The organism is Mycetohabitans rhizoxinica HKI 454 (genome assembly GCF_000198775.1).
Lineage (GTDB): Bacteria > Pseudomonadota > Gammaproteobacteria > Burkholderiales > Burkholderiaceae > Mycetohabitans > Mycetohabitans rhizoxinica.
In genome coordinates, this window is sequence record NC_014718.1 from 61997 (window position 1) to 80346 (window position 18350).

General features: G+C 57.2%; 9 protein-coding genes and 6 pseudogenes. 8 read left to right on the forward strand and 7 right to left on the reverse strand.

The genetic code is table 11. From position 1 onward, the window contains the following. Positions 1–782: 782 nt before the first annotated feature. Entirely contained in the window at positions 783–1490 is a 708-nt protein-coding gene (locus tag RBRH_RS12435; RefSeq protein WP_041754659.1) for a response regulator, read from the forward strand. Between the two features lie 204 nt (positions 1491–1694). Here the strand turns inward: RBRH_RS12435 and RBRH_RS12440 are convergent, their stop codons facing one another. Next, complete coding sequence (locus tag RBRH_RS12440; protein ID WP_013428346.1) at positions 1695–4034, reverse strand: patatin-like phospholipase family protein; 2340 nt, start codon at positions 4032–4034, stop codon at positions 1695–1697. Between the two features lie 217 nt (positions 4035–4251). On the opposite strand from RBRH_RS12440, the pseudogene RBRH_RS12445 reads away from it, so the two are divergent. The 3 genes and pseudogenes from RBRH_RS12445 to RBRH_RS21125 form a co-directional block, all read left to right on the forward strand. Continuing rightward, positions 4252–4797: pseudogene (locus tag RBRH_RS12445) on the forward strand (ABC transporter permease subunit); the annotation flags it as partial. 35 nt (positions 4798–4832) lie between these two features. Beyond that, positions 4833–5067 (forward strand): annotated as a pseudogene (locus RBRH_RS20400) (GlxA family transcriptional regulator); the annotation flags it as partial. Positions 5068–5669: 602 nt separating this feature from the next. Then, positions 5670–5894, forward strand: coding sequence for an N-succinylarginine dihydrolase (locus tag RBRH_RS21125; RefSeq protein ID WP_041754660.1), 225 nt, complete (start codon positions 5670–5672; stop codon positions 5892–5894). Positions 5895–6988: 1094 nt separating this feature from the next. Here the strand turns inward: RBRH_RS21125 and RBRH_RS12460 are convergent. From RBRH_RS12460 to RBRH_RS12480, 3 genes and pseudogenes are all read right to left on the reverse strand, one after another. Further along, positions 6989–8665: an OFA family MFS transporter gene (locus RBRH_RS12460; RefSeq protein ID WP_049786569.1), complete on the reverse strand. Its 1677-nt coding sequence runs from the start codon at positions 8663–8665 to the stop codon at positions 6989–6991. A 674-nt stretch (positions 8666–9339) separates the two neighbouring features. Beyond that, positions 9340–10017 (reverse strand): annotated as a pseudogene (locus RBRH_RS21580) (IS66 family transposase); the annotation flags it as partial. Between the two features lie 956 nt (positions 10018–10973). After that, positions 10974–11267 (reverse strand): H-NS histone family protein, encoded by a 294-nt coding sequence (locus tag RBRH_RS12480; protein ID WP_041754940.1) that lies wholly within the window; start codon positions 11265–11267, stop codon positions 10974–10976. A gap of 830 nt (positions 11268–12097) precedes the next feature. Here RBRH_RS12480 and RBRH_RS17600 point away from each other — a divergent pair. After that, positions 12098–12355: pseudogene (locus RBRH_RS17600) on the forward strand (transposase); the annotation flags it as partial. A 282-nt stretch (positions 12356–12637) separates the two neighbouring features. Here the strand turns inward: RBRH_RS17600 and RBRH_RS19685 are convergent. Further along, on the reverse strand, positions 12638–12805 hold the full coding sequence (locus RBRH_RS19685; RefSeq protein ID WP_162145563.1) for a hypothetical protein: 168 nt from the start codon (positions 12803–12805) through the stop codon (positions 12638–12640). Positions 12806–12836: 31 nt separating this feature from the next. On the opposite strand from RBRH_RS19685, the gene RBRH_RS20420 reads away from it, so the two are divergent. Then, positions 12837–13043 carry a helix-turn-helix domain-containing protein gene (locus RBRH_RS20420; protein WP_013428361.1) on the forward strand — a complete coding sequence of 69 codons (207 nt, stop codon included), beginning with the start codon at positions 12837–12839 and terminating at the stop codon, positions 13041–13043. Between the two features lie 343 nt (positions 13044–13386). On the opposite strand, the gene RBRH_RS12495 is transcribed toward RBRH_RS20420, so the two are convergent. Beyond that, complete coding sequence (locus tag RBRH_RS12495; RefSeq protein WP_013428363.1) at positions 13387–14766, reverse strand: KamA family radical SAM protein; 1380 nt, start codon at positions 14764–14766, stop codon at positions 13387–13389. Between the two features lie 410 nt (positions 14767–15176). Further along, a pseudogene (locus RBRH_RS12500) lies at positions 15177–16450 on the reverse strand (IS256 family transposase). A 110-nt stretch (positions 16451–16560) separates the two neighbouring features. Here RBRH_RS12500 and RBRH_RS17620 point away from each other — a divergent pair. Both RBRH_RS17620 and RBRH_RS19190 read left to right on the forward strand, forming a co-directional pair. Further along, on the forward strand, positions 16561–17151 hold the full coding sequence (locus RBRH_RS17620; protein ID WP_013428368.1) for an IS110 family transposase: 591 nt from the start codon (positions 16561–16563) through the stop codon (positions 17149–17151). A 181-nt stretch (positions 17152–17332) separates the two neighbouring features. Further along, positions 17333–17467 (forward strand): annotated as a pseudogene (locus tag RBRH_RS19190) (IS3 family transposase); the annotation flags it as partial. Positions 17468–18350 lie beyond the last annotated feature (883 nt).

Genomic DNA, 18350 nt, shown 5'->3' on the forward strand with positions numbered 1-18350 from the left:
CGGCGCATAGAGCCGGCCCGACTGGATTGATTCAAGCGATGCATGCGGCGATGGGCGGTCACTAATGGCGTGCAAGGCTGATTGGGTGAGCGATACGCTAGCACGGTTGCGGGCCGTGCTAGCGCCGGCCCACGTGTGAGCGCTGCAGGCGCGGTGTGTGAGTCGCGCCACCAGCACCTTCGGGCGCACGCTACCACTATTGCGTCATAGTGCGAAACAGCGCACGGCCGTTCAACGACGGATGGTGTCCTGGAGCGCGCCGACGTACAGCTGCGGTCCAGGAACGGCCGTTGCACGCGTTCCAGCATCGCCGAGCAGTGACGCACCAGCGCGGTGGTTGGCTGAGTGAAGCATTGCGCGAGCCACTGCGTCGTCTCGTTCCACTACACGAGCGAGCGCACGTGGAGTTCGAGGCCGCCACCACCGGTGTGCGGCGCGCTCTCTGGGATAGGCGATGCGCGCGGCACACCTGATCCGTGCGATGGAATGGGCTATGCCGTCCAGATAGCGCGACGGCGCCGCCAGTCATCCTGACAAAGGCGGGCATCATGCGCGGAGGCTGTTCAGCACGAGCTCGCGCGCACCGGGCAGCGCGGACGCGAAAGACCGATCGGACATGGCGCGGTAATGAAACGGTGGAGACGGAACAACGAAAAAGAAACGGTGAAGACGACATCGATCTTAGCCGCGAGTGGCTGGTATTCCTTTCGAAATGCGCAGAGAAATATCGAGTTGTATCGTAGAATGCGCGCGAAACATCCATGCCATTGAGCGGCTCCATCATGGTTTCACGCATTTTGCTGATCGAAGACGACAGTCGCCTGGCTGCGCTGGTGGCCAGCTACCTGCGCAAGCACGACTATGACGTGCATATCGTGCTGCACGGCAACGACGCATTGGACGCGATTCTCGCGCGTCGGCCCGACCTGGTGATTCTCGATGTGAACCTGCCCGGCAAGGACGGCTTCCAGATATGCCGCGAGGCGCGCAAACAGTTCGATGGGCTAATCATCATGGTGACGGCCCGGGATGAGGATCTCGACGAGGTGTTGGGACTAGAGCTCGGTGCCGATGACTATGTGCACAAGCCGGTGGAGCCACGCGTGCTGCTTGCGCGGATCAAGGCGCTGCTGCGCCGCGGGCTGCAGCTCGGCGGCGAGACGAGTGTTGAGCCGGAGTGCCTCATCTTAGGCAAATTCGAGATTAACCGCGCCACGCGCAGCATTCGCCTGCCTGATGGCAGCGTACCCGATCTCACCTCAGCCGAGTTCGACTTGCTATGGGCGCTGGTGCGCTGTGCCGGCGAGGTCGTGAGCCGCGACGACTTAATGCGTCAGCTGCGCGGCATCGGTTTTGACGGCGTGGATCGCACGGTCGACGGCTGTATTTCCAAGCTGCGGCGCAAGCTGCACGACGATGCGGCCAACCCGCAACGGATCAAGACCGTGCGTGGCAGAGGATATCAATTCAGCAAGGTGGCATGGGAGTAAGTCGAAAATTCGACAATTTTGCCCGCAACGCAGCAACACACCGTGGCTATATCGTTGTGGCGCCCCCTCAGTCGCTCGGCGGCACGCCCTTTAAACCGAGTTGGCCGGTGACAGGAGCGCCTACATGTTCGGACCGTTGGTGCCAGGCGCCAACAATCAATAGCCAACAGCTAACAGCTAACAGCCACTGCCACCGCTCGCGGATCAATAGACGTGCCCGAACTGGAAATACACATTGCGACGTCCCCCCGGCGCGAGCGCGACACCGAAATAGACTGGCCCGAATGAGCTGGTCAGCCCGGTGAACAGCGACACGCTGCGCTTCATCGGCCCGCTGTCCAGCGCGTCGTTGAAGCCGTTCCAGACGTTACCCATTTCCGCCGTGACGCCTGCAAACAAGCCGCGGAACGGACCGGTGTTGAACGAAGCCAACTGATTCATGTACGTGAGTTGAGCATAAGCCATCGACGTGCCGGACAATTGGTCGGCTGCATACGCGGACAAGTGTCGGAAGCCGCCCAGCGTGAAACCGAGCGGATTGATCACGTTAGTGCCGCCGATGTCTTTGCCACCCTCGATGCTGACGTTGACGCTGTGTCGTTCGAACGAGACTGCAGCCATTGCCTTGCCGTATAGCTCAGTGATGCGGTCCTCGCTGCTGGCAAGCGAACGCTCGGCCTTGATCTCCGTATAGTAGCCGCTGCGGGGGAACTGCGAGTCGTCGAGTTGGTCGATGACCAGTCGCGCGCGCATGCTTAACTGCCGGCCATAGGCGTCCGGGAACGCCAGCTGTGTGCCGCTTTCGTCCAGCGGCAGGTTGTACAGCGGCGATGTGAAGCCGTGCGCATACGCGAGCCCGATGCGCAAGTCGCCGAGTCGCGCGAGCGGCAGCCCGAAATCGATGCCGGCGCGTTTGGTTTGCAGATGGAAGCGGGTAATGCGGACGTTGTCACTATAGAGGTTCGCGTAGCGGCTCATGTACTCGACATATGGCGCCACGTAGTAGCCGAATGCACTGGACAGCGGCTGGCGCAGCTCACCATGCACGCTGATCAAGTCACTGCCGAGCGTGGTGTCCACGCGTCCCTCGAGTCCCGCCGGGCTCAGCCACGGTCGGCGATAGCCCAGATGCAGCCGAAATCCGCCTTCATCGGTTGAACTGCTCGACAAGCCTAGGCCAAACAGCAGGAAGTTTGGCCCCCATGACTTTTGTCGCGCCGTGATCACGAGCCGGTGTTCGTCGCCGTGTTCGACCAGCTTCTGCGTGACGTCCTCGAAGTCACCGGAATTTGACAAGGTCAGCAGGTCCTTGTTCAGCTGGTGTGGATCGTAAAGGTCGCCCGGACGCACATGCAGATAGTTGCGGATCCGTGCGGCCGGCACTGCGCCGACCGACTCGATGTCAATCTGCGTCAGGCGTATCGGGCGCGGTGGCGGGGCGGCGTGTGCGCGGCGGTAAGCGGCGTAGTCGGCGGGCGCCAGCGCCAGATGCCGTAGTTGCGGCAGAGCCGCGCGGGCCGCCGCCTCGCCGGCCTCAATCGCCTGTGCCGCATTCGCGAAATCGGTGAAGGTCAGGGAACCGAGATCGGGTTGGATTAGCACGTCGCCGGCGACCAGCCGCGAGCGTTGTTGCGCGACGTTTTGCCGGATCAGGATGCCGATCATCTGCTGCATCACGTCTGCGGGCGTCGCCAGTGCATCGAGCGGACGTAGCGGCGAGCCGACGTCTACGGCGATCACGACGTCCGCGCCCATCGTGCGTACCGTGTCCACCGGCAGGTTGCTGACCAAGCCCCCGTCGACCAGCGTGCGCCCGTCGACGTCAGTCGGCGCGAACAGCCCGGGCATCGCCATGCTGGCGCGGATCGCTTGCGGCAGTGAGCCATGATCTAGCACAATCATCTGGCCACTGCGCAACTCGGTCGCGATCGCTCGATACGGGATCGGCAGCTTATCGAACGACAGGTCACCGGCCAACGTCGAGGTCCAATCCGACAACAGCGCTTGTAGCCGGTTGCCCTGCACCAGGCCGCGTGGCAATTTCAGCCCGTCGCTGCTGACGCCCAGTGTCAGGCTGTTGGCATACGATTGTTCGTCTTCGCGTTGCGATTGTGGCAGCTCGGCGCGTTGGTGCACGTCGAATGCGATGTCCGTCAGGTTCACGCCTGCCAGCCGGTCCTGCATGTCTGTCGCACTCATGCCGCTCGCGTACAAGCCGCCCACCACGGCGCCCATGCTAGTGCCGGCGATGCAATCCACGGGGATGCGGTTTTCCTCCAACACCTTGAGCACGCCCAGGTGCGCATAGCCACGCGCGCCACCGCCAGAGAGTACCAGACCGATCGTCGCGCGGCCGTGCGCACGGTCGGGCGTCGCGCACGCGAGCGTCCCGGCGCACGAAGCCGACGCGTGCAGCGCCAGCGCTGCCGCGAACGCCACGGCAAGTGCTTGGTGGCCAGTGCGGCCACGCCGTGACACGTCCTTCTGCCCGATCGTGACGCGCATGACCAATGCGCGGAGACGGGCCCGCAGTGATAGGGTCATCCTGTTATTTGCGTTCTTAAAAACTAGCTATTATCGTTGCACGGTTACTGTGCGTGCAGGACAATGCGCGATTTCGCTCGCCCGCACAGACATGCGCAGGACTTTGCGTGTCGACGTCGTGCTGGTCGTCGGCACTGTTGGCGAATGGGCCATGATACCTGGTGATGCTGCATCGGCTTGAGCGCCGATATTCGATTGGCGTGCGACGGGCCCAGCGATGATCGAGATCCTGGCTCAATATCCGCCCGCCTACCTGCATAGCGACGGGCGTCAGTTGTTCGTCCGGGCGGTGATCGCGTGGTTGATCGCCGCGTCGCTGGCCATCGATTTCACGTTGTTCGGGCCGCTGCTGGTCGTGCACGTGTCGGCAAATCGCTGGCTCTCGATCCCGGTGGGCGTGTCTACGTACGGGATCCGCGGCATACCGCTATACGTAAAACTGTCATTGATCTGTACCGGTGTCTACGGCCTCGCGTTCGTGCGGTCTCACGAGTGGCTCGATGCGTTCTTCTGCAGCGGATATCACTGTACGGTGCTGGCGTTTGGGCTCAATACGTGTGCGTACACAACAAAAATTTTCGCCGGTGCGATCCGGATGACACCGTATGGAAAAGTCGGGGCCGCGCGTGCCTATGGCATGCCGCAACTAACGCTGTATTTGCGCGTGATTTTGCCCTCGGCGCTGCGTCGCGCGTTACCTGCGTACAGTAACGAGGTGAAACGGATGCTGCACGCCAGCACGGTGGCCTTCACGGCCACCGTTGGCTGTCCTGGCGCTCGCCGGCCAGTTGTCCGGCTATTGGGTTAGGGTCAATCGGGGAGGAGCGGCTGTGCTATCAATATCTGGCGGCGATACTGTCGAAGTATGACCTTGAGCAGCGGCCGGCGAAGGCAAAGATCCCATGGCAGCGCACCAGCAAATCAGTCCGGCAGATCAGCACTGGCGTGCAGATTCTCTTCGGCTGCTCATTTTACCAACGCGTATCACGAGAAGTTCGGCGTGACGTCGCGTGAGGAGCGGCGTGCATTCGTCAATGTAACGGCCCGGGTATCGACTGAAAACGGCGTGACATAGCGGGCGGACCCTATGCCGTTATTTCAGGTCCTTCTCGCTGGCTTGCCAGAAAGGATTGTCTTGGATGTCGAAACTGAAGCGTGGCTCGCCTGGCGTTCGCGTACCGTTGACAAACACGCGCGGCGCCGCTGCCCGGGGTGCGGCGCGGTCGCGACGGGTTGCTTCGGGGCAGCGAGCTGCATCGGATCGGTAGGCAGGCTTCGCGCTGAGCCCGGACAATCGGCCATTGCCGGATGCACGCTTGGCAGTGTGAGTCGCCTTGCGTTGATCCGTTTGCGGTTTCGCGTCGGCGGAGTCGGCCACGATCGGCGGCTTTGCTCCGCAATGGCGGACTGAAAATCTGTCAGACATTCCGGATCCTCGCTGGTGTGCAATGTCGATACCCGTGATTCTGACGCCGACGCCACGGGCGCGACGTGCTTACTACGAATCCGGCGGGTTGCCGGCGAAGTGGCGCGCCGGACTGTCCACGGAAACCGATAAAACGGCTCGCGTAGGCGAAAGGTGTTTCATTAGCCCCATCTAAGATGTTTTTATTGGACTGCAATCGAGGAGTCGCCATGAATAGCATCCAAGTGACCCGCGATACCTTCAATCAAGGAAGGGCCCCCGTTTTCTCGCCAGCGCCTTACCTGCTCGTGTTGACCTCGCGTGGTGGTCCAATCGCCGACACGCTCCTCTTCGATCTGCGCAAGAGCATGAAGAATGTCGGGGAACCGGCATGCCCACGGCTGCGTGTGGCGTTGAACGAGCGGGAGATCGATGAAATGAATCCATCGCTGTAGATGGACGACAAGTTGTATGCGCAACTGAACGCGTGAGCCGAGATGCACTATCGCGACCGTTTAATCGCCGACAATCTCGGCGACCCGCAACGGCTGGTGCAATGCCGCACCGCGCTCGATGAACTTACGCAGTGACTCAATCTCGGGTCTGTCCATGACTTCCAGCGCTGAGCCAGTGTGGCTGTCCGATCCGCTTGCGCTGACGCTGCAGGGCGAAGTGCCCGTCGAGCATGAAGGAAGACGGGCTATTTCTATTCGCTGGCACTTCGGTCTGCGTACGGCGAGCCGAGCGTCCGTCTCAGATCTTCTTGTCGCCGTGTTATTTATCCAAAGACGCGGTTGATCGAGTACCCGGCGCCCGGTGCCGTAAGCATCAATTTCGCTTTTATGACGGTAGGATAGGGCATTTTTTAAGGCGCACGGTTTGAAGGACACTGCGCCGTCGCAATCGGTTACCGATAGCGTGTCAAAGGCGGCCAATCGCTTTTAGGGTGAACGCCAGAAGCGCCGACCACCTCTTTTCGCAAGAGGCCGCGGGGTTAAAATCCCAAAATCAGTTCTTTACAGTGCGTCAAACCACTGATACATTAAATTTTGGGCGGTAAATCCCGATAGAGAGGGTGGAGTTGGAACCTGAGAGACGCGGGCTACGGAGCGCGCCAGACGATTCCGGACCGCGAATGGATGCACGGCTGCTAGCCGTGCTTTTTTTTGAGGGGTGTGCCCAGCATGGGTACACCCCTATGGGTGTCGGTCCCGCCTTCAGTTGGCCATCGCGAATGAAGTGAGGTTGTACCCTCTGGTGAGCGCTTGGCTGGTGATACGGGAGCCGCGGTTGCGGCGGACGTATCAGCCGGGGCCGGCGCGATGGGTGACAATCCCCAAGCCAGGCGCAGGTGAGCGCAAGCTAGGCATCCCGACAGTGACGGATCGGTATCGGTTGCTTTAACAGGCGTTGCTGCAAGTGCTGCAACCGATTCCACCACCATGAACCCAGTGCCACACCGCCAGACCAATGTTGTGACCCCCGTGCAATCGCGCGGATGTATCGATTGCAGCGGTAGTGCTTCATGACGGGTTGAATCTAACGGGCACTAGCCGTGGAAGAGCGCCACAACACTGAGCATCGTGCGATAGATGCCCCACACGAGTGGCAGCCCAACCGCGACCCAAGCGAGCACGACCAGCGCACTGCTGCCAGACGCCCGCATGGTGGGCGTTTCGGCAGACAGCTCGCACATGGGTGGCGCAGGGTGCGCCACGCGTTTCTCCTCCGCGAGTTCCTGCTCGCTCATGAAATATTTCGGGTGCACTGGCTTGATCAGAAGGTTGCAAACTAAGCCCACTAACAGCATGCCAACTAAGATATACATCGACTGGTTGTACACTTGCTCACGCGGCAGGCCCAGAGCAAGCTGGTAGTCGCGCATGTAGTTCACGACGACCGGTCCAAGAATGCCGGCGGTGGCCCAAGCTGTGAGTAGTCGGCCATGGATGGCACCGACAAATTGAGTGCCGAACAGGTCGGCCAAGTAAGCCGGCACCGTGGAAAACCCTCCACCATACAGACTGACGATGACGCAGACAGCAACAACAAAGAGTATCAAGTACCCGGCAGTGATGCTCGACGGAATGCTGGCATATAGAAGCATGCCTAGCACGAAGAAAATGGTGTAAGTCTGCTTGCGTCCGAACTTATCGGAAAGACTGGCCCAGACAAACCGGCCACCGATGTTGAACAAACTTAGCAGCGCGGTAAAACCGGCCGCCAAAGACGCTATTGACGTCAATTGTTTTTTGTTGAGATCAGAGAATGACATGGCTTGGCCAATCAGGTGTCCACCGAAGACTTCTTGCAGCATCGGACTGGCCATGCCGATAACCCCGATGCCGGCCGAGACATTCATGCAAAGCACCATCCAAACAAGCCAGAACTGCGGGATACCCCACACTCTCTTCACATGGACATGGTGCTGAGTCACCATGGCGCCATCTGCCCGATCGTTAGTGGACTTCCAGCCAGCGGGTGCCCATCCGGGCGGGGGTACGCGATAGGCCAGCGCGCCACTCATCATGAATACAAAGTACATTGCGGCCATAGCGACAAACGTCTGCGTCACGCCCCCTCCTTCGTACGTAGCAAAGGCCGCCATGAGTTCGGTGGCGAGCGGCGAGCCAATCATCGCGCCGCCGCCAAATCCCATGATGGCCATGCCGGTAGCCATGCCTCGCCGATCTGGAAACCATTTGATCAGTGTACTGACTGGCGAGATATACCCGAGACCCAGACCAATACCGCCAATCACGCCGGAGCCCAGCAGCATCAGCCAGAACTGATGTAGGTGGACGCCGAGTGCGGAAAGCAGCATGCCGCCGCACCAGCATAGTGCACTGACCACGCCAGCCTTGCGCGGACCGGCTCGTTCCAGCCAGCCTCCCCAAATGGCGGCAGAACTGCCAAGCAGCACAAAGAACAATGTATACATCCATCCCAGCGTGGAGATCTTCCAGTCGCAATGCGTGACGAACAACTCTTGCAAGAAGCCGATTTCGGGGCCGCAGGCCATGGGATGGGTCATGCCGATGGCCTGCGACAAGGGTAGCCAAAAGACCGAAAAGCCATAAGCCATGCCTATGCACAAGTGAATCGCCAAGGCAGCCGGAGGGACCAGCCAGCGGTTGAAGCCTGGCCTCGCTACAATGCGCTCCTTGGAGAGGAATGGCACAGCCGCGACTTGCTCGGCGGCACCTGTACTTAGACTAGATGTCATGTTGTCTCCGTCGATCATGACCGGCTAGGGATGCACCGCATGTCTTGAAACATGAAAAAAGCCGGTCCGTTATGCTAACAAGCGGACAATTTACCCGGCTACAAAACCAGGCACCTCTATTTTTTCGTAACCCTGTCACGATACTGTCGACATCCGAGTTGCACACGATATCGCTGGCAGTATCGTTCCCTATTTAAAATTAACCTCCTACGTTAAGACAGTTCTTTCTGACACCGCGCTTACCCTTGAGCCACTCTTGCCCATATAGCGACACGCAAAATTCTGCGACCACGTCAAACATCCCGGGTGTGGTCAATAACGTCATATGGCACGATGAGTTCACCTCAATCACCTCAAAGCTTGGCAATTACCGTTGCCACGCTTGCCAATAATCATGACGGCACGGCGACGAGGCGTGCTGCTCCATTTCGGAAATTCCTGGCGTCGGGTTGTGAACAGCATGGCTCGTCAGCGTGGGCCGGGCGAAGCGATAGTCTATCGAATCTTTGCCCCCGCGAGGATAACAGACTCAGGCTAATCGAACAGCGATCACACGCATAAATGGCGTTTTTGGAAGCTATGTCGTCACTATCGCTACCTGATAGTTCTTCGTTGCGCCAATGGATCGTGGTTTGCGCGGGCGCTCTGCCATGCGTCAGTGTGTTGAGGTGCGCCCTCCACAGCAACAGGGCAGGGTACTCGTCGGCAGTGTTTGCCAGTGATATGGCCCTGAACAGTGCGACGAGATAGCCATACGGTTCAAGGCGATTTACCTTGCAGGTTTCGATCAGCGAATACAGGCTGGCGGCGGCATTCGCACCGGCGACTGTACCGTAAGCAAAGTCGGTTTTTTTAACCGACGTTGACAGTCAATGGCCGGATCGCGTTCTCGCAAGCATTGTTCGAGATCGGCCAGGTGCCGTTCTCGACGTAGCGAATCAGCTTCGACCATTGACCTTGCAGGTAGTGCAGTGCTTTGCCGAAGGCACTTTGCGGCAACACGGCGTGCAACTGACGCAGAAGCAGTGCCTCGATTTATCCGAGGACCACACGACTCTGGCGTTGCCTTGCGAGCAACCGATTCTCCGGCGACCTGTCTTCGCAGCGCGATTCGATCTCAAACAGCCGCTCGACAGTCGAATGAATTCGCTGGTGGGATGATCGCGACCACGCTGCGCCTTCGGCAGGTTCTCTTTCGCCCCGATCCTGTAGCGACGCGCGTGCGCCCAGCAGCCCAGCTGCACCAGCTAATGGGTGTCGGTGACATCGTTGTACGGCTTATCGCCGTCAGTCATCCATGCTGCGCCGGGCTTGATGCTAGCCTAGCGCGCCGCGGCGTGTGCCGCGCTCGGACTCATTTTCCATGGTAACGCTCTTGAGTGCGCCCCATACCTTGTCGGTTACCTGTTTACCGTTTACCTTCCGTCATCGCTGTGATGTGTTTATTCGACTCTGCGACGAATGACAGCGTATCATCGAGCGTATCGTTTGCCTCCTTTATGGACGTATTCACACGCTCGCGAAAAGCCATCATTTCCTCTTCATTCTCAGATGGCATAAAGGCCCGTCCAGCTTACCGCATAAGCGCACTCGCATATCAATCCGAGCCGCTTGGCGGTCTGTACAATCGCGTGCTTTGGGGCGTCGGGCAAAAATTGCTTGCTGGGCGAAGAGGGTGGTTTTTTGCCCACCGACGATGATGGCCCAGGAGCAAGCATTAGAAACCAGGGTATTGGCGAGTCGTGGCGTACGGACCCGGGAGATAGACAAGCAGCTGGGCTGCTCGTGCTGTACCGTGCGACGGTATCTGTGTGAGGCCGAGGCGTGGCGATACGGAGCGCGAAGCGCAAGCGGCGAAGCTCGATTCGTGCAAAGACTCTCTGCGCGAGCGCATCGAGGCTGCTCGCCCGCACTGGATTGCGGCAATGGTATGACACCGAGAGATGCAAAAGTTGGGCTATGCCGACGGCGTGACGCAACTTAAGCCATTCATCAATGCGTATCGAGCACAAGAGCCCGAGCCAGTGGTGCGATTTGAAACGGCGCTTGGCAAGCAAATGCAGGCAGACTTCACGCATCTTCGGCGAGGTCGTCACCCATTGCTCGCGTTCGCTAGCAGGTCAAACCCGTAAGCCGTTTATTACCACAGCATCAGACAGGACTTGTGCTCGTTGCCGTCGTCAACAGCGGTGCACCGGGTTAAGCCGGTGCCACAACGAGATTTTTGCCACTAGCCTTGCGGGTGCGGCAAAAATTAACGCGGACTACAGCGGCACATTCGCTTCCTTCACCAACATGCCGCTCCACCTTATTTTTGGATTAAGAAGCGCTCGCGATTCTTTCCAATCCATGACGGCGCCCGACCTCTACCGCTCCAGGTCTCACCCGTTTTGGGATTCTGGTATTTCGGCTCCGGCTGCTTCGCATGGGCAGTGCCGCGAGCTTGACGCTTACGCCCAAATAAATCTTCGGCCGTGATCCCCAATTCGGTGATCTTCTCACGCATTTGTGCGATCACCGTTTCCAATTCTCGCGCCCGTAAGGCTTCTGCCTCCGCTTCAAGCTTTTCAATTTGAGCGCGCAACTCTTGGTATGTCGCCATGTTCATTCCCTATGTTAAGTTAAAGATACCCCGGACAGACGCGGGCTGAGTCAACTCGCTTGCACGCCTATGCCTACGCCTCGGATAGACGAAGCGCTTGGTGGCATGGACTCTATTTGAACAATTTCCTTCTTCTATTACCCTGTATCTTGAGGTTTCCGTGTCTGGCCATGCTCTTGCGCTTGCCGCAAATATTCCTTCATTCGTTGCGACATCATCCAAGTTAGCACCCTATATATAGCCCCACCGCGCAAGCTTGATTGCAGACTAACCACTTGGGGCCGGGATAGTGGTCACTTTCGATGATCAAACATCGCTTAGCTTTTTGCCTTCTACCGTGTGTGCGCATAAACAATGCCAGCTAGTTCTTTACGACGACCGGCGGCCCTACAAGGTTATCCATTATACCTTAACGCGCCGACAGCCGAGCCAACCACTGGATTAAAAATAATTGACTGACGGTTTTCACCGGCGGCGCGGCGCAGAAAGGAAAAAATTACCTGTGAGTGTTGTTAGTTTGCGCGATTGAAGGCGAGTGCCGTAATTGCCTTCAAGAAGACGCCTAAGCTCGGATTGCCGCTGCTTGCCCCAGCCGTTTACAAACCCTTATAGAAATCCTGGTATTGCTCGTTGGCGCATGGATAACCTGTTATTCGGCACTGGGCACCTCTGAACGAAATCGTCGAGCGCGCCACGGATATCCCCATTCCAGCGCTCCGGCTGCCGGTCGCTTTACCGTAGAAAGTCTGTGAGGCTGGCCAAAAACTGGGCCATGCAAAAATAAAAAATCCGGCATGATGGTGCTACCTTGGCAAGCAGAAGGTCATGTCGTGAAGAAGAGCCCGTACACTGAAGAACAGATTGCGTTCGCGTTGAAGCAGACAGGGCTGGGTACGCCGGTGGCTGAGGTATGCCGCAAGATGGGCATCAGCGATGTGACATTTTACAATTGGCGGCAGAAGTATGGGGCCCAGGCCCGTCGGCGCTAAGCCGGTTGAAGCAACTCGAGGAAGAGTGCGTGAGGCTTAGGCGCGATGGTGGATTTGTCGCTAAACAAAGCTATGTTACAGGATGTGCTATCAAAAAAGCGCTCGCCGAGTTGTGGAACAAAACGCTCGATGTGCCGCTTATTGTCGTCGGTGAATGACGCTGTGCCCCCTGATTCAGTAACCCGCAGCTACGCGGCGAGTGCAAGGCACCGCTCGCGGCGCATACATGTGTTGCTGCTGCGTGGGCGTACTGGTTTGTTGCCAAGGTTGGAGGGCTTGGCGCACGATGCCGCAACTACCGCTGAGTCCTCGGCTCACGATCTCCCAATATCACCTCGCCGCATTTTGACAGCCTTCACGTCAGCGCTGGGCAAGATAGCCTCAATAGGGATCCAGCTTGCTGGTCGCTGGTGGACGCTGCGCCCGTTCGGGAAACTCGCTGGCATGAATCCAGTGACACATCATACGCCGGTCCAGTGTCGTGACGCACGCAATCGCTCGGATTAAGTCAGCCAGCGTCACCATCAGCATCATGGGATTTGCCAGCACACTCACTGTTCCAGTTTAACGGGAAGGGCAGGTGACGCAGGAAAATGGCCCGCGCAGCAAATTGGCGCGGACGGTAGGCCAAGCCGTCGCGCGTCAGCGCAGGCTGCGTGGCTTGACACAGGAGCAGCGCTCGGAAGCGGCGGGACTGGCGCAGGCCTCGCTGTCGCAAATTGAGCGCGGCAAAATATTACCTGGACTTGACCAGCTGGCACAGCTTGCGCAACTGCTCAATTGTTGACTCGTGGATTGGGTGGCCGAAGGCGGCACCGGCGCGCTGGATCGCGCTATGCGCATGCGCAAGAAGCTATCGGCATTATCGCTCACGCAGCAAGAGGCACTGTAGCACTTATGGAACGAGGCCATTGTGATGGTGACCGACGTCCGCGCGGCCGCTCGCAGACGGGGTCGGAAAGCCGCGAGTTGACACGACGAGAGGGTGCCGCGTGGCGCCGTATTGGGCGCGCCGCGCCAGCGTGGTCTTTTGTAGAGAAGGTGGGACGGGTAGGCCACGCCCACGCCCACGCCGATAACGGCCCCGTTGAACCACCATCTCGCTAAATAAGAGCGCAAGTAGACAACGTCTACTTTAATGGATGGGAAGCCAACATGACGATTGGCTTCGTGTCGGCTGACGATTTCTCTATTATTTCTGGCGAGATCCCTTCTTCAAAGAAAAAACGCTTTTCGCCAAACGCAGGAGTCAGATCATTAAGCCACATTGCGTTCGGGTCAAATTTTGCATAAAAAGGTCTGCGTACCCAATCCGGATTGCGTGCTTGCAAAAATTGCAAAGCAAACACTTTTTCACCCTGTATCGTTGCGATACCATCAACGACAACTTTACCCGGAAAAGCGCTCATTGAAGGACCACGCACTGTCCGAGACAAACCTGAGACGGACTGGTAAGCTGCTTGGAAAATTTCGTAGGATTTAATTAAAGGGAGCTGGAAGTATTGGCGCGGGCCTGTATCACGCTCGATGAACATGTAATAAGGAATTGCCCCTAATCGAACGCCCGTCGTCCAAAGTTCAGCCCATGCTTTTGCATCGTCATTGATGTGACGAATTAAAGGTGATTGCATCCGTAACGTGGCGCCAGATGACACGATGCGCTTCACGGCTTTTTGTGCGATATCTGGACGTAATTCGACTGGATGATTGTAGTGGCCCATTACAGCAAGATTTTTGCCGGCATTGACAACCTTTTCAAAAAGCCACAAAAGATCATCAGCATCTTTATCTGTTACAAATCTTTGCGGCCAATAAGCAACGGATTTGGTGCCGATACGGATATTTTGAATATGGGCTAGTTCAGGGCTGAGCAGCGGTTCGATGTAATCTGCTAGCGAGCGCGTGTTCATGATGAGTGGGTCACCACCAGTGATCAGCACATCGGTGACTTCTGTGTGCCGCCGCAGATAGGCGACTAATTCATTCGATGCTTTTGCATCGAATTTCAGGCCTTCCATGCCGACGAATTGCGGCCAGCGAAAGCAAAATGTGCAATAAGCATGACAAGTTTGTCCCGCACTGGGGAAAAACAAGACCGTTTCTTTATATTTATGCTGAAGGCCGTGCATTCGCTTGCCGTCTAAAATCGGGACGTTGTGTGTCATTTGTCCTGCTGGATGTGGATTCATCCGCATGCGGATTTTTCTAACCTCATTTTCGATGGCTGCTTCGTCTTGCTTAATGAGCACTAAGTCCCGAAGCGTTGCATATTCATCGGCCGGCAGCATATCTGAGTGAGGAAAGGTCAGGCGGTAAATCGGGTCATCTGGCACACGCTCCCAGTTAATAAGTGTATCTAGAACATATTGATTGGTCCGGAATGGGAGAACGCGAGAAATGACTTTTACTGCTTCACGTAGATTTTCGGGAAGTGTTGCCCACTGATGCGCTTGTTGAATGGATTGGCGTGTATAAGGTTTAAATTTTGTTTGAGAAGCTTTTTGACTCATGAACGTGGCTCCATTTCGGTTTATTATGCTGCGGGATAAATAAAAGCCTTGATTTTACAATAGGTAGTTAAATAAAAGTACTCTGTTTGTTATGCTTTAGGCGAAGAGCCAGCATGGCACTGCACGACACTGCAGTATTGAGCTAAAGCAAGGACCCAGCGTATACGGGGTGAACGGCTCGCGCATATCCTTGCGGATGCGGCGCAGAGCATTGTGCTCGCGGATGCAGTGGGCCGCTCCGCGCTGGGTGAGGCGTCTTTGGCCTCTCGTACGGTGCTGGATTTCAACACATTGCCGGATTGGGCGGACACGAATCCATTGGTGCCGGCGCGTGTTGCCTCAGGGGATGATGTTACTCTCGGGTAATGGAGGTGTCAGAAATTCTGTGTACTGAGGTTGGTTAAAAAATCTCAGCTGATGGCACAAATGAATCGGTCGCCGAACAGGATCGCGAACTGGTTGACGGCTTGCCGCCAGATAATAGGTGGCATCTTCCAATCCTTTTCGATGTTGCGCAAGGCCAGATACAGTAGTTTGTTGGCCGCTTTATCGCTTGAAAAGTGGCCGCGGTTCTTGACGATCTTGCGCAACTGCATGTGCATGCTCTCGATAGCGTTTGTCGTATATACGATTCGACGCACCTGGGGCGGATAGGCGAAAAAAGGGTATGACCTGTTCCCATTGGCGCTGCCACATGGCCGCGACGGTAGGGGAATTTGCGGCCCCACTGGCTGTGCGCAAAAGCGTCGAGCGCCGCTGCCGCTGCCGCTGCCTCGGCCGTGGCGGCCTGATAGATTGTCTTGATCGCGGCAGCCAGAGGCTGGCGCTCTTTCCAACTGGCCAGCTTCAGCGAATTGCGGATCAGATGAACAATGCAGGTCTAGATGTGCGCAGCCGGATACACCGCCTCGATCGCTTCAGCAAAGCCGCGCAAACCATCGACCACCGCGATCAGGATGTCGTGCAAGCCGCGGTTCTTCAACTCGTTGAACACCTTCAGCCAGAACTTGGCGCCTTCGGTTTGCTCGATCCACAAACCCAGCACTTGCTTGCGGCCGTCGACCCCGATGCCCAGCGCCAGGTACACCGCCTTGTTCTTGACCGTGCCTTCGTCGCGGATCTTCAATCGAAGCGCGTCAAAATACACGATCGGATACATCGCCTCGAGCGGGCGTTGCTGCCATTGCTCGAGCTCGGCCAGTACTTCGTCGGTGACGCTCGAAATCAGATCGGGCGACACCTGAAGGCCATACAGTTCCCGCAAATGGCCTTGAATCTCGCGCACGCTCATGCCGCGCGCATACAGGCTAATGACGTGATCGTCAAAACCGGGCAGCCGGCGCTAATATTTACCCACCCGCTGTGGCTCGAACCTGGCCTGCCGAGCACGGGGGATAGCCAACTTCAGTTCGCCGCTGGGCATGATCATCGTCTAGGGGCTGCTCCCATTGCGATGATTGCCATCCTTACCTTGCTCGACTTCGCTTTCCAGATGGTGCGTCAGTTCCGCCGCGAGCATGCGCTCAGCCAGTTGCTTCTTCAGTCGCCCGGCTAAGCCCGATTCGCCCAGAATCGACTCGGCATCCTTGCTTTGCACCTGCGCCAGCAGTTGGTCAATCAGTTCATCGGGAAACAGCTTCGGCGCCTTCGCATTCTTACTCTTGGTCACGGTTGCATTGGTCATAGAACGTTATTTCCGTTATCGTCTCATGACCCCGGCACACTAAAATTCTGACAGGCTCGATTCGGGGCGTACTTAAGACGTTTGGCGTCATCCTGCCTGCAGGTAAAGGTGTGACATTCGAACGGCTTGTCGAGCAAAACATGCCCCCTTCATCTCTCGTACAAGGCGTACTTGATATCCTAATAGATAGCTTGCGCCATATTGGAACTCAAATTAATGCATTCGATCAGGCCATCCGTCGCGTGGCTCAAGCAAGTCCGGTCTGCCGACGCTTAATGACCGTGCCCGGCGTGGGCTCGCTGACTGCAGTGGCGTTTGCATCGGCTGTGGATAATCCTGACCGCTTCTCAAGCGTGCGTGACATTGGACCCTACCTTGGGCTGACGCCGACGAAATATCAATCCGGCAATGTCGATCGCAACGCAGGTATTTCGAAAGCAGGATGCCGGCTTACGCGCCATCTACTGTTCGAAGCGGCGTCTTCTCTAATCTCCCGATACCGGCAGGACTGCGATCTGAGACGATGGGCACTGACGCTTATTCCTCGCATTGGCGCTCGCAAGGCGATGGTCGCCACCGCGCGCAAATTAGCGACCGTACTGCTCTCTATGTGGAAGGGGCAAACAGACTTCAAGGTAATGACAGAGTGGATTCGATTTGACTATTTGCACTGCCAGACCCGAACACCTCATTCAGGCTGATTACGTCGCCGCAGCGATTCCTTCACCCTCTTTGCGGTCCCACCGCGGCAATCACATCGGAACGCTGTAGCGACTTTCAACGGCACGTTGTGGCGCACTGCGACCACGTAGACGACAACGAGACGGCTTCTATGAAGCATTGCAACAGAGATAAAGCTTATTGACAGGAATTAGACGATAAAGGGTTTACCGGCTCTATCGTGAGCCGGGGCTGTCATTGCGGCATAAGAGGCCGCGGCGAAACAAGGCGGCGCGGCTGCGGCAGCCCAAGCAGCTCGTGACCTCGATCAACGAGATTGGGAGTATGGACTTTCTATGGTCCACCCGCAAACCGCAAGCGCAGACTGGTGGCGGCTAGCGACTCGCGTTTATCTATTCGGCCTGTGGTGATCCGGGCATTTCCAGATCTGGCCTGCATGACATAGTCGCACGCTTCCTTCCCAATAGGCACGCGGCATGATTCATGCTAAGAAGCTAGACGGGTTGGGGGAGCGGCGTTTGAATATGCGATCGAGCGTTTTCATGAGCGCCATACCCTGCGCGGCAGCAAGTCGACCGCTGTCGTTTGTCGCCGTGAGTGCTTCATTGCTTTTCCTATATAACATTTGTCAGTTTAAGTGATGGTAACAAGCTTGTGTTGTCACAACAGGCGCCTTATAGTCGTAGTCGCCTTATCTGTGAAGCGGTGCACGACAACTTGGCCTCCTGCTTAGGCGCGTCGCGTGAGCGGGCAGTCGTACAATGAGGTGATTTGTCAGCGAACGGGCGCATGGCAGTCGCCGTTTTGCTGGCTAAAAGTGATGTCTGGAGGGAATACAATGCAGAAGTACCCCAGCTTGCACCCGGTGATGCTGTATAGGCGTGGTGCGTCCAACTTTTCCGCCGCACAATCCTCCTGCCTTCGCTCGGTATCTCTATTCGCCACGTTGCTGTCGCGTTGACGCATGCTCACCATGCTCGTGGCACGCGCGCATGGTGGTCCGGTGGCATCATTAACACAGCGTTTGTCTTGATGCGAATCGACTAAGGCCGAAGCGGACCACACTCATCTCACACGCAACGTTATGCCGCGCTAGCCATATGGCCGCCTCGTTGTGACGTGGAGGTATCGAAAGCTCCCCGCTGTTTTTCAAAGCAATGGCCTAAAAAGGCTGTACCAGTGGCAGGCGAGATGCATACGAAGCGCTATGTAACCGGTG

Coding starts and splice junctions, on each gene's coding strand:
- RBRH_RS12435 (WP_041754659.1), top strand. CDS start 783: ATGGTTTCACGCATTTTGCTGATCGAAGACGACAGTCGCCTGGCTGCG.
- RBRH_RS12495 (WP_013428363.1), bottom strand. CDS start 14,766: ATGAGTCAAAAAGCTTCTCAAACAAAATTTAAACCTTATACACGCCAA.
- RBRH_RS12480 (WP_041754940.1), bottom strand. CDS start 11,267: ATGGCGACATACCAAGAGTTGCGCGCTCAAATTGAAAAGCTTGAAGCG.
- RBRH_RS12440 (WP_013428346.1), bottom strand. CDS start 4,034: ATGACCCTATCACTGCGGGCCCGTCTCCGCGCATTGGTCATGCGCGTC.
- RBRH_RS12460 (WP_049786569.1), bottom strand. CDS start 8,665: ATGACATCTAGTCTAAGTACAGGTGCCGCCGAGCAAGTCGCGGCTGTG.
- RBRH_RS21125 (WP_041754660.1), top strand. CDS start 5,670: ATGAATAGCATCCAAGTGACCCGCGATACCTTCAATCAAGGAAGGGCC.